Annotated in this window: 21 protein-coding genes; 2 read left to right on the plus strand and 19 right to left on the minus strand. The window is 37.7% G+C overall.

The window, feature by feature from the left end; genetic code table 11:
• Positions 1–214: 214 nt before the first annotated feature.
• The 8 genes from MW695_RS09340 to rpsU all read right to left on the minus strand — a co-directional run bounded on the left by MW695_RS09340 (position 215) and on the right by rpsU (position 6,758).
• Complete coding sequence (locus tag MW695_RS09340; protein ID WP_247105037.1) at positions 215–1,174, minus strand: PhoH family protein; 960 nt, start codon at positions 1,172–1,174, stop codon at positions 215–217.
• Between the two features lie 5 nt (positions 1,175–1,179).
• Positions 1,180–2,373, minus strand: coding sequence for a sporulation protein YqfD (gene yqfD, locus MW695_RS09345; RefSeq protein ID WP_247105038.1), 1,194 nt, complete (start codon positions 2,371–2,373; stop codon positions 1,180–1,182).
• Between the two features lie 31 nt (positions 2,374–2,404).
• Positions 2,405–2,698 (minus strand): sporulation protein YqfC, encoded by a 294-nt coding sequence (gene yqfC, locus MW695_RS09350; protein WP_247105039.1) that lies wholly within the window; start codon positions 2,696–2,698, stop codon positions 2,405–2,407.
• Between the two features lie 235 nt (positions 2,699–2,933).
• Complete coding sequence (locus tag MW695_RS09355; protein WP_247105040.1) at positions 2,934–3,476, minus strand: hypothetical protein; 543 nt, start codon at positions 3,474–3,476, stop codon at positions 2,934–2,936.
• Between the two features lie 41 nt (positions 3,477–3,517).
• Positions 3,518–4,516, minus strand: a complete 999-nt coding sequence (floA, locus tag MW695_RS09360; RefSeq protein ID WP_247105041.1) for a flotillin-like protein FloA — start codon at positions 4,514–4,516, stop codon at positions 3,518–3,520.
• A gap of 20 nt (positions 4,517–4,536) precedes the next feature.
• Positions 4,537–5,868 (minus strand): NfeD family protein, encoded by a 1,332-nt coding sequence (locus MW695_RS09365; protein WP_247105042.1) that lies wholly within the window; start codon positions 5,866–5,868, stop codon positions 4,537–4,539.
• A gap of 258 nt (positions 5,869–6,126) precedes the next feature.
• Positions 6,127–6,570, minus strand: coding sequence for a GatB/YqeY domain-containing protein (locus tag MW695_RS09370; protein WP_247105043.1), 444 nt, complete (start codon positions 6,568–6,570; stop codon positions 6,127–6,129).
• Positions 6,571–6,584: 14 nt separating this feature from the next.
• On the minus strand, positions 6,585–6,758 hold the full coding sequence (gene rpsU, locus MW695_RS09375) for a 30S ribosomal protein S21 (protein WP_003323311.1): 174 nt from the start codon (positions 6,756–6,758) through the stop codon (positions 6,585–6,587).
• 184 nt (positions 6,759–6,942) lie between these two features.
• Between rpsU and MW695_RS09380 the strand changes: the two genes are divergently transcribed.
• Entirely contained in the window at positions 6,943–7,866 is a 924-nt protein-coding gene (locus MW695_RS09380) for a Na/Pi symporter (protein ID WP_247105044.1), read from the plus strand.
• A gap of 492 nt (positions 7,867–8,358) precedes the next feature.
• On the opposite strand, the gene MW695_RS09385 is transcribed toward MW695_RS09380, so the two are convergent.
• Positions 8,359–8,907 carry a hypothetical protein gene (locus MW695_RS09385; RefSeq protein ID WP_247105045.1) on the minus strand — a complete coding sequence of 183 codons (549 nt, stop codon included), beginning with the start codon at positions 8,905–8,907 and terminating at the stop codon, positions 8,359–8,361.
• A 231-nt stretch (positions 8,908–9,138) separates the two neighbouring features.
• Here MW695_RS09385 and MW695_RS09390 point away from each other — a divergent pair, with 231 nt between their 5' ends.
• Positions 9,139–9,540 carry a MarR family winged helix-turn-helix transcriptional regulator gene (locus tag MW695_RS09390; protein WP_308446079.1) on the plus strand — a complete coding sequence of 134 codons (402 nt, stop codon included), beginning with the start codon at positions 9,139–9,141 and terminating at the stop codon, positions 9,538–9,540.
• A gap of 72 nt (positions 9,541–9,612) precedes the next feature.
• On the opposite strand, the gene deoC is transcribed toward MW695_RS09390, so the two are convergent.
• The 10 genes from deoC to MW695_RS09440 form a co-directional block, all read right to left on the minus strand.
• Positions 9,613–10,287, minus strand: a complete 675-nt coding sequence (gene deoC, locus MW695_RS09395; RefSeq protein ID WP_247105046.1) for a deoxyribose-phosphate aldolase — start codon at positions 10,285–10,287, stop codon at positions 9,613–9,615.
• A 250-nt stretch (positions 10,288–10,537) separates the two neighbouring features.
• On the minus strand, positions 10,538–11,194 hold the full coding sequence (locus tag MW695_RS09400; protein WP_247105047.1) for a YesL family protein: 657 nt from the start codon (positions 11,192–11,194) through the stop codon (positions 10,538–10,540).
• Positions 11,195–11,209: 15 nt separating this feature from the next.
• Positions 11,210–12,307 carry a glycoside hydrolase family 88/105 protein gene (locus MW695_RS09405; protein ID WP_247105048.1) on the minus strand — a complete coding sequence of 366 codons (1,098 nt, stop codon included), beginning with the start codon at positions 12,305–12,307 and terminating at the stop codon, positions 11,210–11,212.
• Positions 12,308–12,319: 12 nt separating this feature from the next.
• Positions 12,320–12,631, minus strand: a complete 312-nt coding sequence (locus tag MW695_RS09410; RefSeq protein ID WP_247105049.1) for a cupin domain-containing protein — start codon at positions 12,629–12,631, stop codon at positions 12,320–12,322.
• Between the two features lie 16 nt (positions 12,632–12,647).
• On the minus strand, positions 12,648–13,844 hold the full coding sequence (locus tag MW695_RS09415) for an MFS transporter (protein ID WP_247105050.1): 1,197 nt from the start codon (positions 13,842–13,844) through the stop codon (positions 12,648–12,650).
• Between the two features lie 24 nt (positions 13,845–13,868).
• Positions 13,869–14,993, minus strand: a complete 1,125-nt coding sequence (locus tag MW695_RS09420) for a prenyltransferase/squalene oxidase repeat-containing protein (protein WP_247105051.1) — start codon at positions 14,991–14,993, stop codon at positions 13,869–13,871.
• Between the two features lie 23 nt (positions 14,994–15,016).
• On the minus strand, positions 15,017–15,892 hold the full coding sequence (locus tag MW695_RS09425; RefSeq protein ID WP_247105052.1) for a carbohydrate ABC transporter permease: 876 nt from the start codon (positions 15,890–15,892) through the stop codon (positions 15,017–15,019).
• Between the two features lie 15 nt (positions 15,893–15,907).
• On the minus strand, positions 15,908–16,804 hold the full coding sequence (locus MW695_RS09430; RefSeq protein ID WP_247105116.1) for an ABC transporter permease: 897 nt from the start codon (positions 16,802–16,804) through the stop codon (positions 15,908–15,910).
• Between the two features lie 458 nt (positions 16,805–17,262).
• On the minus strand, positions 17,263–18,819 hold the full coding sequence (locus MW695_RS09435) for an extracellular solute-binding protein (RefSeq protein ID WP_247105053.1): 1,557 nt from the start codon (positions 18,817–18,819) through the stop codon (positions 17,263–17,265).
• 437 nt (positions 18,820–19,256) lie between these two features.
• On the minus strand, positions 19,257–21,554 hold the full coding sequence (locus MW695_RS09440; protein ID WP_247105054.1) for a helix-turn-helix domain-containing protein: 2,298 nt from the start codon (positions 21,552–21,554) through the stop codon (positions 19,257–19,259).
• Positions 21,555–21,672 lie beyond the last annotated feature (118 nt).

Below are 21,672 nucleotides of genomic sequence, written 5' to 3' on the forward strand. Positions count from 1 at the left end.
TTCACCCCAACTTTTTAAGAAAAGCGATCAAAATTGTTTATTCACTAAGCACTGACAGTATTGAAAGATCGCAAATGAGTATGATCTATGTACGTTAGTTATATAAAAGTCCTGCCATAATAGCAGCTTATAGCAGGACTTTTGAAATAAAATCAGCGTCACTTATTTAAATAGATTCCATTACTTTATAGACGTTTCATCAACTAGTATGGTTTCATTCATTGTGCTGCTCATAAGCATTTACTATTTGCTGAACAAGCGTATGTCTAACAACGTCTGCTTGTTGCAAGAAAATAAACCCAATCGAAGAAACATTCTGCAGGATATCCATAGCAACCTTCAAACCTGATTTTTTCCCACGGGGGAGATCAACCTGTGTTAAGTCGCCATTAATGACCATTTTCGATCCAAATCCAAGTCGTGTAAGAAACATTTTCATTTGTTCTGGTGTCGTATTTTGGGCTTCATCTAAAATAACAAATGCATCATCAAGAGTACGACCTCTCATGTAAGCTAGTGGCGCTACTTCGATCGTTCCTCTTTCCATAAGACGTGTCGTATGCTCTGCGCCTAATACATCGTGCAATGCATCGTATAACGGTCTCAAATAAGGGTCAACTTTTTCTTTTAAATCCCCTGGTAAGAACCCTAGACTTTCTCCAGCCTCTACTGCCGGTCTTGTCAGTACAATTCGTTTCACTTGACCAGCCTTTAACGACGCGACAGCCATTACTACAGCTAAATAAGTCTTTCCTGTTCCAGCAGGACCTATTCCAAAAACCATGTCCCGTTGCCTTAATGCTGTTACATAATGGCGCTGCCCTAACGTTTTCGCCATTATTGGTTTACCTTTAATCGTTGTAGCTACAGGCTCATCATATAAATCAACCAATTCATCGAGACGATTTGTTTCAGCTAGTTTGATTGCATATACAACATCACGCTCAGAAATCGTAATACCTTTTCGAATTAGTTGTGTAAGAGTCATTAATATATGTTGAACGAGCTCACCTTGAGCCTCGTTCCCTGTAACGAGTACTTCTTCACCTCTCGTTACAAGTGTAACACCTAATTGCTCCTCAATTCTTTGTAGGTGACGATCATTTGGTCCAATGAGCGCTTGTGTCTCGTTGGCATTTTTGACTTCTAACGTAATTGTTTTCACTTCTGACAATAGACTCAATCTCCTTGAATAATCGGCTGCTCCGATGTAATATCTTCTATTACTTGGTAATGTATTTGTAACTTTACTTTACCATTCTCAAGTGCTTCGTGCAAAACTTTTTCTCCAATCACTTCGGCATCATTCGGCAAATGTTGTATAAGTTCTGCTTTCGCTCTTTTTTTTGCAGCAGCAATTGCTTCGTCTTTTGTATATGTCCGTTCATAATCGACTGATTCATAATAAGTTACACGTTCATATGAAATCGGCAATGTCCATTGAAAAAAGCGAATTGGTTTCACATGGTTATCCTGTTCTACTTGCTCAAATGAATGCTTCCCAAACCCCCAAATAGGTAATGATATTCCACCAATCTCCAAATGATGTTTAACCTTTCGCTCCCCACTTAATGTTGTAAACAACGCTTCTAATGGTACTTCCACCTCGGACTTGTACCAAATCTCACCCAATATTACCGCTTGTGCAGCGACAATCTTCTGTTCTTCTTCACCCTCTTTACCGATGTATCCTGATACTAAAAGGTCTCCTTCACGAACAAAATCATTTATTTTCACTACTGATTGTCCATGTTCAACAAAAACTTTATTAATAATGGCTTCCTTAGTGGCTACTAAATGGCGCGGACTGTAACGCTCAGCCTCTTCAGGCAATTGCTGTTCAACGACTTCAAATTCATAAGTTGTCCCTTTTTGCCGTACACCAATCCATGTTGCATCTTCAACTCGTTCACTCACTTCACGTTGTATATACTCTACATTCGGTAATGTAAATTGAAACACACCTCGTTTCACACCTAGTTCCTGAATCACTTGACGTAATTCATTTTCAACTTTCGGTGAAGCACCCTTCACCTCAATATTCCAAACGACATTAGATAACAGAAGGATAAGAACAAAGAAAACAGCTATACCAGCAACAAATCCAAATCTACTTCCCATGCTCTTTAATAGAAATGGCCATCCTCTTCGATGGGTAAACACTATTTTACACTGAGACTGTCTTAACAATGGCCTTAACCGTTTAACATCCTCTAGATGGAGAGATGCAATAATTGCATCATTATTTACCCTTTTAACATTCCATATCGTAATACCTTCATTTATACAATGATTTAATACTTGTTCAACATATCTCCCCGTTACTCGAATGCGAACAACTCCTGAGATATTAGACAGCCATTGATTCCTCAATAATAACCCCTCCTTAACAGTAAAAAATGCCTTATGTACTTTTATTCTCATCAACATAAATCACTTGGTCTATTCTTCCTTCTAAAAGCAATTCTTCTGGCAAGATCGTTTTAATAACAAATTGATCTCCTTTTATCAAAAGCTGACCTTGTTTCAATAACAAACGTAATTCTTGGTTGGAAAATCGTAAAACACCTCGATGATTCTCTATATAAATATGAAGTTGGCCAATCATTGTAATCCGCGGCAGGTCCATCATTACATCAGCGGGTAGGCCCATCTTCTTAGTCATCCAGCTTCGCACTTGTTGACGCCACTTCTTCATTTTCAGACCCCCTCTCTCATATCTCTATGATGCAAAACAAAAGAGAAGAACTATTCTTGGGATGGTTTTTCCAAGAGTATTCTTCTCTTAACTCACTTATTTTTCGTTACCGTTTCTTATTTCTATTAGCTGAGTGCAAGGAGACCAATTCGTCTAAACATAGTCAATTACGGTTCTATCCTATGTTAAAAAACAACAAAAGAGCACAGAATGAATCCCATGCTCTTTTGTTTCATTATCCATTTCTTCGATTTCGCACAAATGTTTGATGAGGCTGTCTTGCGCGTGGTCGCCCAAGAACCTCAGCCCAAACAACACCCTTCATCGCTTCTTTATTTGAAATTTGATCGAATTGCAAGTTTAATCCATTCGATTCAGATGCGACAGGTTCTCCAGACTGAGCACTAGAACGTTTTCGAATTTTCTTTAAGCGCTCATCAAGTTTGCGTTTTTTCTCACGCTGTCTTTCTTGCTCTTGCTTTAGATCTGAATTCTGTTGTTCAACTTCACTTGCTTTTACAGGCTCAGAACCTGGCCATGATGTCTTTTGTTCAAATTCATCTGTGTTAAAGAGGTCACGCCAATCGATTTGTTTTTCATTGGCCGTTTCAGCTTTTGGCTCTTGCTGCGGTTGTCCAGGAGACGTTTGCTGCCGTTGCCGTTGCTGTTGCTGTTGCTTCTCATTGTTTTCCTTCGTCATCCGACCAAAAAAGCTAATCAACCCACCTACAATAATAATAAATGGTAGCAAGCTCGAGAATAAATCAAAAACATTCATGATGTTCCTCCTTTCCTTTTTTGGGAGGATTACAATTTTTTTTAATCTTTGTTTTTATCGTTTGTTTCATCAGAGGCTTTGCTAATTGAATCACGCATGTCTGTATCTGCCATTACATTTTGATAGTTCATGTAATCCATGACACCCATATTCCCTTGACGTAATGCCTCTGAAAGCGCCATAGGTACTTCCGCTTCCGCTTCAACAACCTTCGCACGCATTTCTTCAACACGAGCCTTCATCTCTTGCTCATGAGCAACGGCCATAGCACGACGCTCTTCCGCTTTCGCTTGAGCAATTTTCTTATCAGCTTCTGCTTGGTCTGTTTGTAATTCTGCCCCAATATTTTTACCGATATCGATATCAGCAATATCAATCGACAGGATTTCAAACGCTGTACCAGCGTCAAGCCCTTTACCTAATACTGTTTGTGAGATCATATCTGGATTTTCAAGAACTTTCTTATGGTTATCCGCAGAACCAATTGTCGAAACAATCCCTTCACCTACACGGGCAATAACCGTATCTTCTCCAGCACCACCGACTAATCGATCAATGTTTGCACGTACCGTAATACGAGCCTTCGCTTTCACTTCAATCCCATCCATCGCTACACCGGCAATAAATGGTGTCTCGATTACTTTCGGGTTAACACTCATTTGAACCGCTTCTAATACATCACGCCCAGCTAAATCAATCGCCGCTGCACGCTCAAAGCTAAGATCAATGTTGGCACGTTGCGCCGCGATAAGTGCATTAACAACACGGTCAACATTACCACCAGCTAAGTAGTGTCCCTCTAACTTTGATGTACTTAAGTCAAGACCTGCCTTAACCGCTTTAATTAATGGATTAACAACGCGTGCTGGAATAACTCGACGTAACCGCATTCCAACTAATTCAAAAATTCCGATTTTTACCCCAGCTGCTAACGCCGAAATCCAAAGCATGACTGGAACAAACGTAAATAATACAGCTAACAAAATTAAAATAATCGCAAGACCAACGAGCACCGTAATATTTCCTGCATCTAATGGCATTTTCCATTCCTCCTATAAAGTTATTTACTTTCTCTCACAACAATTCTTGAGCCTGCCGTATAGACAATCTCAATTTTGCTTCCTTGTTCAATATATCCTCCCTCAGTGACAACGTCAAGTCGTTCATTTTCAAAAACGGCTGAACCCGCAGGACGAAGGGGGGTTAATGTTTCACCAATTTGTCCAACTAAGTCTTTTCTCGTTTCATTTGTAATATACCCTTTTTCATTGCTTGTCGAATCAGTTAAGACCATTTTCTTCATCGGCCCTCTGAACCCAAAATATTTAAAGATCAACACAGCTGCAACAGCTGTCACAATGATCGCAATCGCAATGTAGATCAACATACTCGTCATCGAAAATGAAGCTAACAACATTCCACCGATAACTGAGCCAATACCAAGCAAACCAAATATTCCGAATCCAGGTATAAATATTTCAATTAAAATTAACGTAAAGCCGACTCCTAATAAGATAAATGATTCCCAGCCAGCAAATCCTGCGATCATATGACCAAAAAAGAAAAGCAATAAAGCTGAGGCACCCATAATGCCAGGTACGCCAAAGCCAGGTGAGTACAGCTCTAACACAAGTCCTAAACTACCAATAGACAGTAAGATTGGGATGACAATTGGATTTGTCACAAAACGAGCTAATTGCTCCGCAAAACTAACCTCCATATCTTCTACAATCGCATTGTCTAACCCAATAAACTCCAGTAATTCAGAACGATCACTTGCAATAGCTTCTGCATAACCTACTTCTAGCGCTTGATTTGCACCTAATGTTAATAGCTCTCCCTCAGGTGCTCTCACTTCAGGTAAGTCAATATTCCGATCAGCCATAGCTAACGCATATATAGGATCACGATCATTTAATTCTGCTGCAGCCTCCATTCGACTCAACCAATAAGACTGTGTCTTTTCATCTGCTGCATTTCCTGCTCCATCAATTACAGCAGCCGAGCCCATACTGGCATTAGGGTGCATAACTATTCGGTCTGTATTAAGCGCTATGTAAGCACCTGCTGAAATCGCGTCAGGGTTCACAAACGTAGTAATCGGAATATCTGTATCTTGAATCAGCTTCGCAATATTTCCCGCAGCATCCACTGCACCGCCCGGTGTATTCATCTCTAATACGATATGATCTGCTCCAGCCTCAAAGGCTGCTTCAAATGAACGACTCATAAATGCTTCAAGGCCTCGTTCAACCGCTTGCTCAACAGGAATAAAGAAGACAACTGGACGTCCTGCTTCCTCATCGTTGCTATGAACAAGAGCTTGCACTGGCATTAAGAAAATAGCCATCATGATACAAACGAACGAAAAACGCAACATGTGCCTTCGCATAAATTAAACCCTCCCTTCTTTGATGTCATAATAACGTATACGAATACACACTTCCATAGGTTTCACAAAAATAATTAATACGATTAAATATTCTCAATTTTAATTTGTTTCACTGATTATACTTAAAATAACTCAAACGAAATATACACTTATATTAAGAAAAAGGTGTCACCAAGCACCTCGGTGACACCTTCTTCTTAAGCTCATCATTAATTAGGAGCCTAAAATGTTTTATAAGATAGCCTCTATTGCGTCATGTTAAGACAAATGTTGTTGAACTAGACGATTCACAAGGCCACCATCAGCTTTCCCTTTAACCTTAGGCATAATGGCTCCCATAACTTTTCCCATATCTGCCTTTGAAGAAGCCCCTACTTCAGCTATCGTATCTTTCACAATAGTCGAAAGCTCATCTTCTGATAATTGTTCAGGCATATACGCTTCAAGTATGGAAATCTCTGCACGAAGCTTAACAGCTAAATCTTCACGATCTGCTTTTTCAAACTCATGGAGGGAATCCTTGCGTTGTTTCAGTTCGCGATTCAGCACCGTTAGGCTATCATCATCTGTCAATTCGCGTCCGAGCTTAATTTGCTCATTCTGTAATGACGATTTCACCATACGGATTACAGAGAGTTTATCTTTTTCTTTGTTCTTCATCGCTGTCTTCATATCTTGATTTAATTGTTCAAGAAGATTCAATGAATACACCTCTCTTAGAACTTACGCTTTCTTGCTGCTTCAGATTTCTTCTTGCGTTTTACACTAGGCTTTTCATAGTGCTTACGCTTTTTAACCTCAGCCAACGTTCCTTCTTTAGAGAGTGATCTCTTGAAGCGACGAAGTGCAGCATCAATCGATTCGTTTTTGCGAACACGAGTCTCTGCCATTGTATATCCCTCCCTCCGAAACAAACCAACATCAACACGTACCTCTTAAGTAGAATGCACGTCTTATAGAATTATAATATATAGCCAACTTTTGGTCAACTCAAACTTTCCGTGCACAACGTATGAAGATTTTACTGTCATGCTTGTTCATTTTTGTCCATAAGTTGTTAATAGAGGTGATGACATGATAAAAGAACTCGTTTCACTTTTAGCTGTATACATAACCCTATTTCTTTTTGGAATGATCGTGCTGCGAACCGGCCTCTTCCAACTAAGTGGACAATCGTTCCACCGTTGGCTCCATCAAATGACCGATTCACCTTGGAAAGGCTTAATCGTTGGAATGGTTGCTACTGCTGTTTTGCAAAGCAGCTCAGCCATCATTGTTATGACTGTTGGACTAGTAGCAACAGGCTTTATTCAATTTCGTCATTCAATTGGTATCATATTAGGAGCTAATATCGGTACGACAGTAACAACTGAATTACTTACATTAGATGTGTCTGCAATGATCATCCCGTTACTCGTCATTGGATTTCTATCACTCCTTATTCCAAAAAAAACTACTTTTTCTCTCGGTTGTTCCACCTTTGGATTAGCATGCATTTTTATAGCGATGAATGGGCTAGAATCACTTGCCTATCCTTTATCTTCTATCCCAAATATTCATTCCTTCTTTCACATAACGAATGAACATCTCTCTTTCGGTATCGGTTTAGGAACGATTATGACGGCATTTATACAATCGAGTACGGCAACGACAGCTATCGCAATGGGCTTCATGAATGATCATATACTAGACTTACCTGCTGGTATTGCGATTATGCTTGGTGCCAATATTGGTACTTGCATTACCGCATACCTTGCTAGCTTAGGATCAGGAAAAAGCGCACGGTTAGTAGCCTTTGCGAATATTTGGTTGAACGTCATTGGTGTTATCCTCTTCTTACCGTTCATCCATGCTTTGAGCTATATTTCACAAATGCTGACATCTGATCCTATGACACAACTTGCCCATGCTAGTTTGTTATTCAATTCAGTTTGTTCCTTTCTGTTATTACCTTTAGCAAATTACTTTGCGTCTTTGATTGATCGTATTCACTCGTAACAAAAAAACTGGGACATAATGAACGTGTTGAGCTAAAAATCAGAACATTATTCTACTGTAGTGGATGAAATATACGGAGACTCCTAAGGGCTGAAGGAGAGACCACTGAAAAAGTGCTCGTTTACGTCGGACTTGAGTCCTCGCTCCCGGGATGGGGGGCACGCTTTCCGCAGGCGGGCGTTGAACGAACCGGCTGCGCCGGTGGATTTCAAACTGCCCTTCCCTCCTGCAGGAGTCGGCCCTCCCATCCCGTCCGCCTTGTTGAGAGGTAAGATAGACATTCCCTACTCTTCAACGATAAATAGAAAAGGCAATTCTCATCCGAAAATGGACGGAATTTGCCTTTTCTTTTTAATTAAAATCTTATTAGCACGAGGAGACCCACCTTTTCCCGCGGAAAGCAAAATAAAGTTCAGGAGCGGTTTATGTGCATCGCCACATATTTGTTCGTATTCCCATGGTCAAAACTTTTTTGTCCGAGACTCTTTAGCATTAGTTTGATGACTCACTAGAAGGTTGCTGTAATTGTTGCTCCGTTTGCTCTAGCTGCTCCGTTAATGTCGTTAAAACATCCATTGATTGTACAGATTCATCAATCGAATTCAATAGCTGAGTCACTTGTTGAACGTTTTTTTGTAGTTGGCTATACAATTGCTGTTGCTGTTGCTTAGCCTGCTGATTCATTTGTTTTACTTGTTGTAACAACATCTGTTGATCCTGCTGATTTGATGGAGAAACGGTGGTTGGTTGTTGATATGATTTCATTTTTACTTGCTGTAAAGTCGTTTGCATCGATTGAAGTTGGTCGTTCACATCTGGTGTTAACTCTTCACCTGCTTCCAGCTCATTTTGCATCTGATTATATTGCTGTTTAGCTTCTAAATCATTTACCTTCACCGCATAAGCCCCTTCCAACTGTCGATCTGTCTGATTTGTCTGAACTGGAATAGTTGCTACTGTAGGATTCTTCTTCGAAAAGTAAGCAAGCATCCCAATTGTTGCCACTAAAATGGCGACGATGCCTACAAGCCATAATTCCATGTCATCACTCCCTCGTATCGATTCTATAAGTAGTATGAACGACTCCATTCAGAACTATTAATAGAATATGAATGACAATAGAAATCACAAATCAATTACCTAATTTTAGAAAAGTCTTGATCTTATTTCTTAACTAGAATATTATCTCTGTATAAGGGATACAGAAAGGTGTGAAGTTCAATTAATATTGAGTTAGGAAACAATCACGAGCAATCTTTAAAGCTCTTTATCGTGCTTTCTAGAGCTTCTATATGGTTAAGCAAGCATTCCGATAGACAAATTAGTAAACACGGCTTAACTACAACTGAATTTGCCGTACTAGAGCTCCTTTATCATAAAGGAACCAAGCCACTTCAGCAAATCGGTGAAAAAATACTTACATCGAATGCGAATACAACTTATGTCATTGATAAATTAGAAAAAAAACAGTTCCTAAAAAGAAAGCGTTGCTCAACCGACAGAAGAACGATTTATGCAGAATTAACCGATGCAGGCCGTTCATTCATTGAAGACATTTTTCCCGAACATGAACAAGTCATTAAAGATGCAACAGCAGGACTATCTGAAGAAGAAATGCTCCAAGCCATTGAATTATTAAAGAAAATTGGCTTATATGCGAAAGAGCATTATTAATTAGAGCGCACCCATACGTTTTACACTTAAAAGGCGACTAGAAGACAGCTACCTCTTCTAATCGCCTTTTTCTCAATATGCTGATTCTCCTTTTTCACCGTTCACGATTGCTACTCCAGCACTAGCCCCTATTCTAGTTGCCCCTGCTGAAATCATCATTTTCGCACCTTCTAAATCTCGTACACCACCAGATGCTTTTACTCCTTTTTCCGGTCCAACCGTTTGACGCATTAATTGTATATCTTCAACTGTCGCACCACCTGTTGAAAACCCTGTAGATGTTTTCACAAAATCCGCACCAGCTTTCACCGCTAATTCACACGCACGACGCTTCTCTTCTTCTGTTAATAAACTTGTTTCAATAATAACTTTTGTCAAAGCTTGTCCACTAGAAGCATGAACGACAGCTCTAATGTCACGTTCAACTAAATCGTTATCTTTGCTTTTTAAAGCTGCGACATTTATAACCATGTCGATTTCTGTTGCTCCATTTTCAATTGCATTTTTTGTTTCGAAGGCTTTTGCATCTGTCGTATTTGCTCCTAGTGGGAATCCAATTACCGTGCAAACCTTTACGTCCTCCTCATCTTGCAACAACTGAGCAGCTAGCTTCACCCAAGTTGGATTCACACAAACTGAAGCAAAAGAATATTCCTTTGCTTCTGTACAAAGCTGAACAATGTCCTTCTCACTTACATCCGCCTTTAAAGCTGTATGGTCAATATATCGCGAAATTGATTGATCCAATTCCCTTCGTCCTCTCTATGTATAGTCTTTTCACTCATCATAACACAAAGTTATTGTAGTATTTGTAAAAAATGCTGTAACATACATTTCACTGCTCGACTTAAAGTATACGAAACCTTATAGCGGCTTTTCTTAGTTTATAAAAGATACAGATTATTAATATAAGGAAAAGAATGTCCCAAAAGGTTAAAACATCCCTTCTGAAACATTCCATTTTCTCTCCGTACACAATTAGCTTCTCTCCACCATATTAATAAGCTTGAACGCTCTCTTTACTCTTAGCTTCTTTTTGAATATTTCGCTCACTGACAATTCGAAAGACAATATTCGCTATTTTCATCAACGTAAATCCGATTAAACTGCACGTGAAAAACGGAATTAAACCAGGTATATACATGACTAAATATTGCACAGCGACTACCGTGACTGCCATCAAGATCATATATTGCGGATATGATAATGTAAGCATGAGTGCCACTTTTAATTTATCTATTGGCTTCACATCAAAATGGACGTATACCGGAAAAAACATTAATAATGAAAGCAAATAGATAACCGTTATAACAAGTAAGACATACCTAATCACTTGCATCCACATGATTTGATCGGAAAGAATCACAAAGTTCGCATAAATGATATACCCGATAAATACGAAAAACACTCCAAACAAATTGGCTTGCACAAACTCTTTTTTATAATAGCGCCAATAGGTCCGAGAGACTGAAAAATCACTCGTTCCTTTTATCCACTTTCTCATTACAGCAAACATAGCTACTGTTGCTGGCATGACACCTAATACAACAAGACCAAGAAGTGTGAAAGCTATCCATAAAATATTTATATATGCGAGGCGTGAGATGAAGACACTAATTCGAAAAAAACCGCCCATTAAACCGCTCATTTCCATATCACACCACCCCTTTTATAAATCTTTTAATTGCAAACTCGCTAAAATAAAGGTTCCTACACCATGTAAATCATTTACACTCGTTTCTCGATTTACATAATAGTCATACACGCCAATGGAAGTCCCGATACAAATACCAGTTAATGAAATGTTTCCACCTGGTTCTTCTTGTATATAAGTAGATACAATACCTTCATAACCTTTTTGCGCATACTCGGCATAAGCGCTATCAATATACCCACATTTGACCGCTTTAGCAATCGTATAAACAAACAAGCTAGAGCAAGAACTTTCAAGCCAGTTATCCTCCAGATGACCTTTATTAATAATTTGATACCACAGTCCAGTCTCATCGTCTTGATAGCGAACAAGATTGACGATTAAATTTTGCAAGACGCTGAGTAAATCTCCCCTTTTTTCATGGTTTTCTGGTAATAAGCTGATGAGATCGACTACTGCTAATCCATACCACCCTAATGAACGTCCCCATATTTCAGGAGCTGTATGTGTTTCTGGAACACTCCAAGCTGTTTTTCCGCTTTCATCCCATCCATGAAAATAAAGGCCCGTCTTTGGATCGTACGTATTCTTTCTCATTAATGCTTCCTGCTTCAATACTAGATCCACGAGCTCAGGCTCATTAAACTGTTGTCCATACTGCATCGTGAAAGGTCCTGCCATATACAAGCCATCTAGCCACATTTGATACGGGTATTTATCCTTATGCCAAAATCCACCCTCTGACGTTTTGTTAATCGTTTTTAATAAATTACGTAATTTAGACGCAGCTACCTTATAGCGTACTTCGCCTGTTTGTTCATATAACGGTAGTAGCAGTAGACCAGGTTGTATGGCGTCTAATTGGTCACGCTCAAAATAAAAATTACCATGTTCATCAACGAGCTTATCAACGTATTCCTTCACATAATGAAAATAAGCATCGTCACCTGTTTCTAAATAAAGCTGGTAAACCCCACAGAGAAAGACACCTTGATGATAATGCCAACGATTAGCAGGCGGTAGCATATTCGGCTCATATTCACTCATTACACTCTTGCTCGCCTTTACGGCCCATTCAAGCGCACTTTTACCTTTTACTATGATTTGACTCATCATTCTACCTCCTTAATTTAGTAAATCTTCACGTAATGGTGTAAATGTATCAAGCAATAAGCCATTTTCTAGTGCAACAACACTATGAACAGCGTTACTAGGTATCGTTAATGTTTCACCTTTTTTCAGTATGATTGTTTGATCATCCACCTTGAATTCAAACAATCCTTCTAAACAATACGTTAACTGTTCATGTGGATGGGCATGCTCATCACCAATTCCACCTTTTTGAAAATGCACTTCCATAACCATCAAATTTTCCCCTGGTTGATGAATCTTTCTTTTCACTAGTTGATTCACTTCTTCCCATTGACCAATTGCCATATGAATCATCCCCTTTTCACTTTTTAATTAAATAAGGAACCCCCAATTGTAGTACTAATACAAATGAAAGGACGAGCGGAACCGTTGTCGGATTGATTTCACTCGCAAATAGCATAAAAATAACGACTCCTAGACCTCTCCCCCCATTAATAATCGCTTCCCGTAAAACAACCGTCTCCACTCGAAAATGTGTTTTCAAAGGTATTCGATCAAGCCAAGTAAAATAATAGACTCCATACGTATTCGCTTGTAACGGTCTAAAGAGTGAATAGATTGACATAAATAATAAAACCGTCCATATACTAATCTCCCAAAATAAGAAGCTAGCTGACAAGAGCATTCCAGCTGCTGAGACGAATAAATACGTTCGAGTTTGATCTAACCTTCCAAAGCGAGCTATTACATAGCTAGCTAGAATGGATAATGATAGAAACAACGCGTTTGTCGTACCGATAAAGCTTTCATTAGGAAATATCACAAATAATAAAATCGGTGGGACATACATCATGATCCCTTGAGGAAATCCCAATAAAAACCAACCAACAAGTGCATAGCCAAACCTTTTTTCTCTTTTCAAAATAAGAGGCAACAATTTCATATAATATTGAGTATGATGTGACTCTTCTTTATTTAGTTGAAAGCTTCCGATTGTTGCAAGAATAAACATGACAAATGCGAATGTAAAAACAATCGTATAACCTAGCAAGCCATCTTGAAAGCTAATCACATATCCTGCAACTGCTGGACCAATTAAATTCGCAACACCCATAAGCGCTTGATTCCAACCTAAATAGCGATGACGATTCTCATTGTTTGACACTTCATGTGCCAATGTAAAATAACTTAACCAATAGGTCGATTGCGCCATTCCGCGTATTAGTGCAAACCAAACGAAATACTCGACCATGCTCTCCCTTGTTGCGATCACACATAAATAGAAAGCAGCTGTTAAAAAGATGCCATATCGATACATAACAAGATGGCCTTTTCTTTTTGCTAACCTTCCTATTAAAAGTGTCGTCACAGCTTGTGCCATAATGGCCGTGACATTAAATAAACCATTAACCATTAAACTTTCAGTTAAGCGCCATAAATATAAATTAATAAAAATTAATGAAAGTGAATTCCCAAATTGAAAAATCGTATGATTGACTAATGTTAATACCGCTTGTTTTGAGAGTCTTTTTTCTTTGCGTATTTGAAAAAATGACATACCTCTATAACACTTCTCTCTACTCTATGAAATGGATTCTACGTATTCAAAAAATTCCACTGCCTCCTCCTGTAAAGGCAACACCTTTTTCTTAGCTAATCGATAGCATTGCATTCGAATAAGCGTTGCTTGTGTACTTGCATTCATATCACCTTCCACTAATCCTTCCCCTAAGAATACCGGTTCAGGCATATGAGGATAACACTCTCCTTCTTTGACTTGCGCAACATTAGGCGCCTTTGGTGAATGGTCGATTTCCCTTGAAAATCCTCCATCTATTCGCTTTAATCGACTTATGTTTTTAGTTGTTATTTGAATGATTTCTAACAATTCCTCATCAGAAAGGTCTAAATCAAGATAAACAAGGAGATCTATAGGGTTGCGAATGTAGCACATGTCAATGGCCTTCTCCGTCCTTAAGCACGTGATAATGCTTTTATAAATCTTGTCACGATTCGGTAACGGAATATGGAATTTACTATAAAACGTATGAAGTTTAAATGTCCCAGAAATTTGAACATATAAACTTCCCTCTCCCCATAGCCCGGTTTGTTGATCTTGTAGCGATGCTAAATACTCAGTCGCAGCATTCAAAAATGGTAATCTCTCTTTCTCATCCATCTCCTGTAGGTAAATACATGATGTTGCTAATAAGTCACAACCGCGCCAACTATTGCTTAAATCAATGCTTTTCCACTTCTCAATATAGGCTTCTACTGATTTTGTAAACGCTGGTGCAGCCTTTGCTTTCAAAGGAAGTGGATACAACGGCTCACTTCCTAGCCTCTTTAATGCATTGACAGAATAACCGAGTGCACGTTGTACCATCACTTCATCTTTCTCCATCATTGGATCATCATCAAGGAAATATCCTGTTTCCTTAACTTGTTTACGTTGAAAAAAGTGAATCAGTTTGTTTTTGATCTCCTCCGGTAAAAAGGAGAGCGCATCGTTTCGAATGAGCATATTAATGGCTTGAGCCGTTGATTCAATATCTGGTTTAAAGTGAGTACTCTCCTTAGAGCTTCTAGCGTAATAAAACCCTCCTAATAACGGATCATATTGATACGCTAGCCATTTAAATAAACCGGTATATTGCTCATCTAATTGCTCTAAGGCTTTTATTAATTGCTGTTCTATCACTGACATACACTCACAACCTTTTCATTTAATTAACCTTTCATCGACCCAAGCAATGCTCCCTTGGCAAAATACTTTTGTAAAAATGGATAAACAGCTAGAACAGGTATCGTAGCTACAACAATGACAGCCATCTTTACCGTAATTTCCGGCGGTGGTACACTCGTAAATTCAGCACCGTCATAATTCAAGCCACTAGCTAAAACGACGACCTGTCTTAAAAGAACTTGCACCGGCCATTTTGATGAATCGCTTAAATAAAGGATGGCATGCATATACGTGTTCCAATACGTTACTGCATAAAAAAGCGATATCGTCGCAATGGCTGGCATCGAACAAGGAATCACTATCCGAAACAAGATTCCAAAGTCACTACAGCCATCAATTTTCGCTGACTCTTCAAGTCCTGCTGGAAGATTTTGAAAGAAGCTTTTCAATATAATCATATTAAAAGCATTAATCGCTACAGGTACAATAAGAGCTGCTAATGAATTTAGCAAACCGGTATATTGAACAACGAGAAACGTAGGAATCATCCCACCGTTAAATAACAATGTGAACACAATGAAAAACATTAAAAACCTTCTACCGACTAAATCTTTTCGAGACAGTCCATACGCTGTTAACGTCGATAAAAACATACTAAATATCGTACCACCAACCGTAACACCTATTGATACCATCATCGCCCTCATAATCGTATCAGTCGAAAAAATATAGCGATACGCATCCAAGCTCCACACTGTAGGAATTAATACGAATCGTTTATCCGCTAATTCCGCACTCGTTGTAAATGACGCTGCTACAACATGCAAAAATGGTAAAATACATAATAAAGCGATAATCGTTAATAACGTTATATTAGTCACATCGAAAATTCTACTCCCTATGGATCGATCCTTAACCATTTTTCAGCCCTCCTTTTAATAAACGCCTTCTTCTCCAGCTTTCTTCGATAACCAATTAGCAAACATCACTAGAATTAAACCAATAATCCCTTTGAAAAATCCTACCGCCGTACTATAACTAAACTGACCTTGTTTTAAACCGGCTGTGTACACATACGTATCGAATATTTCCCCTACTTCACGGTTCGAAGCATTTAATAACAGATATACATGCTCAAACCCAAGCTCGAGAACATCTCCAATCTTTAATATTAATAGGACAATAATGACACTTCGAATAGCAGGTAATGTGATGTGCCAGATTTGTCTAATTCGATTAGCCCCATCAATTTTCGCTGCTTCATATTGTTCAGGATCAACCGCTGCCACTGCTGCTAAAAAGATAATCGTTCCCCATCCAGCCTCGCGCCAAATGACTTGTAAGATATACATCGGTCTAAATGTATCTGGATTCATTAAAAAGTTAATCTTCTGAAAACCCATTGCCTCAATAATCGAATTAATAATTCCTCCATCTAACGTCAGCATGACAAAACTTATTGAAACAATAACTACCCAAGACATGAAGTGTGGAATGTAAATTAACGTTTGTACACTTCTCTTAAAAAACTGATTACGCACCTCATTGAGCATTAAAGCCAATATAATTGGAATCGGGAAAAACACTAAAAGCTGAAGAGCAAATAAAATAAGTGTATTTCGAAAAATCATCCAAAAATCAGGACTAGAAAATAAACGCTCAAAGTGTTGAAGGCCTACCCACTCACTTCCCATAATACCTAAATAAGGCTTGTAATCTTGAAAGGCAATAATGAGACCATACATTGGAATATACTTGTAAATAAAAAAGTAAAGAATACCTGGGGCAATCATTAAATAAATCCATTTATTCTTTCTTATATTCTTCATCATTTCAGCACGTCTGTTGTATGGTGGCAACGGTGCTTTCGTTTTCTCAACAACCACTTGATTTTCCATAGCTATCTTCCTTTCGTAACAAAATGGTGTAAACGCTTTCTTGAGTGTAATCTTAATCGCAAAATAAGATTACAGCTATAATCATTTCACCATAATCATGAGAAAATCGTCGTTTTATCAGGGTTTTCGACTAAATCGAAGATAAAGATTATCCGAATCTTTTGTTAATTGATTCAAGTGTATAACCTTTTAGGGCGTACTATGCTTTTCTTACAGGAGACGTGTACATTGTTACAATGAATTTAAGATTATCAAACGAAGTGTAACGTATGGACTCGACACCACCGACGAACCACTTCTTTCTCTCATGATTAAATACTTTAAATTTATTATTCTGTAAAAAAAGAGAATTGACTCTTATCGAATCAATTCTCTAAAATGTCAGTTAAATGTTAGTTAATAGCTTGATAGGAATCATTAATTTCTTCAATAATCGCATCTCCACCTTGTGATCGCCAATCTTCAACTACTGCATCAAAACCTTCTCGATCAGTTTGACCTAGAATATAACGAACTGTAGCATCTTCAATCATTTGATTTAAACGTTCACCGTCACGAATAAATGTCTCTGAATCGAGTGTAACAGCTGGGTTATGAATTAAATAATTGTTATTGTCTAACACTAACTCATCTGCTTTTTGTCTTACTTCATAATCTGTGTATCCCTCGTAACGACCAGTTGTTTCAGGTTCACCAATCTCTAATGTTAAATAAGGTCTTACCTCAGTATCAATAACACGCTGTTCAGCAATCGTATTATCAGCTCGACCATCTTTTAATTCATAGTGCTCACCTTCAACACCCCAGTAGAGAGTATTAATGACCTCTGGACTGGCTAACTTGTCATAGAATCCTAGAATATTTAATAAGTCTTCTTCCGTTTCGATCGATGATTTAGAGAAAATAATAATTTCTCCAAAGCCTGGAATTGCCCAAACACCAAATTCACCTTGTGGACCTTCTACATAATTTTGAACATCAAATTCAATGTCAGGATTAAGTGCCGTAGCATCATTATTCATTGACGTTACATCAGGAAGTGATCCGACGTAAACACCAGCGGTTCCATTAGTGACGAGTGCAATTTGATCATCTTTACTCGTAACAGGAAAGTCTTGATTAATATATCCATTAGAGTGCATCTCTTTATAGAAGTCTAACGTTTCCATATATTCATCAAACATAAACTCTGGAAGCAATTGTCCGTCTTTTTCACCCCACTCATTCGGTGTTCCAAACCACGAAGCGATTGTCTTGAAACCTCCATATATTAAGTCACTCCGATCAGCAATTCCGATCGTATCATTATTACCCGTTCCGTTTGGATCATCCTCAGTAAAGGCACGAACCATTTCAAAAAATTCATCTGTCGTTGTCGGCGCATCTAATCCAAGATTATCAGCCCAATCTTTACGATAAATAATCCCCTGTCTTGAAAGTGGTCGCCCTTGATAAATCCCAAATATTTTTCCGTCGATCATCGTATTAGCTACAATATCTTGATTTAAATTACTTAAATTTTCAAATTGATCTAAATAAGGTCCGATTTCCCAAAACTGATCATTACGTATGGCATCTTTAAATTGGTTTACTTGATTAAAACCTATTCTAACAACATCTGGTAGTGACCCAGTCGCAAAGGCTGTATTTAAGCGCTCATCATAGTTGCTATCAGGAACCCATTGAATATCAAGCTTATAGCCAGTCATTTCCTCAATTAATTCCTGGATTTTAGGGTCTGGCGTCTCAGCTGTGTGTAAGTTCGTCATAATTGAAAACTCATAGGGCTCTCCAGAATCTTCGCCTTCATTACTCGTAGCTTCACCTTCGGTATTATCAGAAGGTGTCGCATCCTCGTTTGAAGCGCTTTCATTATTACATGCACCAAGCATCATTAGTAAAAGAGCAAAAGTACAAATCATTACGATATACTTCTTAGATATCTTCATTCGTATACCCCCAATTAATATTCTTTTTTGATCATACCACACATCTAACCCTGTTTTCCCTAAACATATTACCTGAGCGTGACTTCATCCATAAGCACTTAATTCTTTTTTTACACCTCCAGACAATCATTTTAACAACGTTGTAATGATGATCCGTTCCATTTAAATAATAAAATCATCATACGGTTCATGTTGTTACTGATGATCATAGTCGAAAAAGAATATGATTCATATAATCACCATCTCATTATGTAAGCACTTACATCACTGCAACACTAGTCCTTTTCATCTATCTGATCTAATGATTATTGAGGATATATACAACCAATACCTTCATTTAAAATGCTACTACAATATACGCTGTACTATGTCTTCTACAATGAAAAAGCCCAATGAAAGGTAACACTCAACCTTTTCATTGGACTGCTATTCCTACACTAAGAAATATTTTGGTACTTCTTACGATATTGACCAGGTGTCATATCTTCTTGTTTTTTAAAGGACCGTATAAAATTTTGCGAATTTTTATATTGTAATTGATCAGCAATTTCCTTAACTGTCATAGATGTTTCAACTAACCATTGCTTCGCCTTTTTAAAACGGTAATTCGATAAATATTCACTAAATGTATGATTCGTTTCTTGCTTAAACACACTACTTAAATAGTTGGCATTGTAGTGAAGCTGCGATGCACATTCTTCTAACGTTATCTCCTCACCATAACGCTGGTGAATCATATCAATCATTTTCTCAGAAAGATTATGAAACTGCGATTCCTTTCGCTTTTGGAAAATTTGAATTAAAGGTTGAATCAACCTATCTTGAAACCAGCTTTCAATCTCGACTCTCATATTTAATTGTAGTAGCTCTTCATATAAGGATACATCGAATATTTCCAATTGCTCAAAGCTGACTTGACTTTCTTGCTTTAGCAATAATAAATTATTTAAAAGCTCCATCATATATATTTGGTATTCTCGTGGAGATTGAGCATTTTTAAACACTTTTTCCATCCATATTCGTAACTGTTCGTTCGCTTTCTTCTCTTCACCTAATTTAATCGCTATGAGCAACTCATCTTCAACTCTTTTCGGATAATCGAAAAGGGTTGCCTGCTTTCCAGAATACATCGACGAGAAGTGTACAATAACACCTGTTCCAAGCGTCATTCTATGCTTTAACGCTTCAATCCCTTCTTTATATCCTCTCTTCGCTGCCTTAATATCGGAAAATGAACGACTCACACCAATACTAATACATATTTTTAACGTTTGATGGATATTCATTTGGATCGTTTCCGTTAAATTATATATTTGATCTTTATGAACTTGCTCGTCTGAGAACCCTAATAATAAAATAAGCACTTGATCCATCCAAACCGTTGGTAAGCGGTTATCTGCTGGTACTGTTTCTTCAACAATATTTTTCACTGCAAATGAGATCTTCTCCAAATCATGTGACTGATAATCGTTTTTTTCAAGATTATCAATATGAATCGTACAAACGACCATTTGATCCCATGATTGAACTAAATCTTCTAGTTCAAAGCTTATTAATTTTTTATTAATTTCACTCGTTTTATAATGCCCCGTAAACAATTGATTAATAAAAACCGATTTCATTTGTTGTGAATGTTCCTTAAGTTCAGCTTCCAAATTGGTTTTAGATGAGAATAATTCACTAATATGATCTTCAATCAATTCTAACTCATTTCGCTTATTATTAGTATGTTCTGGCAAGTTTCCTTCAATATAAGACACGAGTTTATTAACTGGAGAGTATAATTTCTTGCTAATAATATATATATATAAACTACAAGTTAAAATAATAAACGTAATCATGAAAAACGTAATCCAGCCAATCGTTTTACTTTCTTCCGTTAAATCATCGATCGAGTTGAAGGAAATATAATTCCAATCATTAAAATCAGACTTATTATATGTAACCGTATATGACTCATCTTGATTAGAAACATTAAATTGACCTGACCGTTCATTAAATCCTTCTAGCGAATCAATGTAATGAGTATCGGCTAATGATTGACCAACCAAATTGGGATCACGATGCACGATAATCGTATATTCTTCATTTGTAATCATGACTTCATCTGACAGTTCATCTACGTTGATCATCTCTGCTAAACTACAAGAAGGGATATTTGTAAAAGCCAAGCCGTATTTTTCACTTAATTTAGGAGGGAGCTTCTTCACTAAACTTATTGTATATGGACATTCCCCAACTAAGATCGGTTCAGTAAACTCTTCATTCTCCAACAAAATCCAAGTCGTATTATGTTCTAAGTCCAAATAGGAAAGAAATTGTTCATGATCAGGGTGCTCATTCAACCTAGAGATTCCTGTGTAATCGACAATCCAATCTTCTTGTAAATTTAATAGAATCACTTCATCTACTTTCGTATCATATGATCTTAAATTGCTCAATTCCTGGCGTAACTCACGATAGATCGAAAAGTCTTCAGCCAATAATGGACGCCTAATAACTGATTCCATTAAGGGGGAATCAATTGATCGACTTACACTATGATGGACCGTTACTAATACCTGCTCTATATTAGATTGGATTTGCCTTATAACTTGTACCTTTTCATGATTCACTTTTTCTTGAATATGTTTTGATGATTGCACATATGAAAAAACACCTACGATAATAACGGGAATGACACTAACGATACTTGCAAATACGATAAGTTTTGTTAATAAGCTTTGGTTTTTCAAATGATTCCCTCCCTTCACCTTTTTATTTGTAAGGGTTTACATTTACGCGAGTAACAAGTTTTTTACATAATATGTAGATTATTATAACACATTCAAACCAATTGAATGATAGATGTTT

This window comes from Halalkalibacter sp. APA_J-10(15) (genome assembly GCF_023017105.1).
In the GTDB taxonomy this organism is placed as follows: domain Bacteria; phylum Bacillota; class Bacilli; order Bacillales; family Bacillaceae_D; genus Halalkalibacter.

Coding starts and splice junctions, on each gene's coding strand:
- MW695_RS09365 (WP_247105042.1), bottom strand. CDS start 5,868: ATGCGAAGGCACATGTTGCGTTTTTCGTTCGTTTGTATCATGATGGCT.
- MW695_RS09380 (WP_247105044.1), top strand. CDS start 6,943: ATGATAAAAGAACTCGTTTCACTTTTAGCTGTATACATAACCCTATTT.
- MW695_RS09420 (WP_247105051.1), bottom strand. CDS start 14,993: ATGTCAGTGATAGAACAGCAATTAATAAAAGCCTTAGAGCAATTAGAT.
- MW695_RS09405 (WP_247105048.1), bottom strand. CDS start 12,307: ATGAGTCAAATCATAGTAAAAGGTAAAAGTGCGCTTGAATGGGCCGTA.
- MW695_RS09415 (WP_247105050.1), bottom strand. CDS start 13,844: ATGTCATTTTTTCAAATACGCAAAGAAAAAAGACTCTCAAAACAAGCG.
- MW695_RS09355 (WP_247105040.1), bottom strand. CDS start 3,476: ATGAATGTTTTTGATTTATTCTCGAGCTTGCTACCATTTATTATTATT.
- MW695_RS09400 (WP_247105047.1), bottom strand. CDS start 11,194: ATGGAAATGAGCGGTTTAATGGGCGGTTTTTTTCGAATTAGTGTCTTC.
- floA (WP_247105041.1), bottom strand. CDS start 4,516: ATGCCATTAGATGCAGGAAATATTACGGTGCTCGTTGGTCTTGCGATT.
- MW695_RS09425 (WP_247105052.1), bottom strand. CDS start 15,892: ATGGTTAAGGATCGATCCATAGGGAGTAGAATTTTCGATGTGACTAAT.
- MW695_RS09435 (WP_247105053.1), bottom strand. CDS start 18,819: ATGAAGATATCTAAGAAGTATATCGTAATGATTTGTACTTTTGCTCTT.
- yqfC (WP_247105039.1), bottom strand. CDS start 2,698: ATGAAGAAGTGGCGTCAACAAGTGCGAAGCTGGATGACTAAGAAGATG.
- MW695_RS09430 (WP_247105116.1), bottom strand. CDS start 16,804: ATGATGAAGAATATAAGAAAGAATAAATGGATTTATTTAATGATTGCC.
- rpsU (WP_003323311.1), bottom strand. CDS start 6,758: ATGGCAGAGACTCGTGTTCGCAAAAACGAATCGATTGATGCTGCACTT.
- MW695_RS09410 (WP_247105049.1), bottom strand. CDS start 12,631: ATGGCAATTGGTCAATGGGAAGAAGTGAATCAACTAGTGAAAAGAAAG.
- MW695_RS09385 (WP_247105045.1), bottom strand. CDS start 8,907: ATGGAATTATGGCTTGTAGGCATCGTCGCCATTTTAGTGGCAACAATT.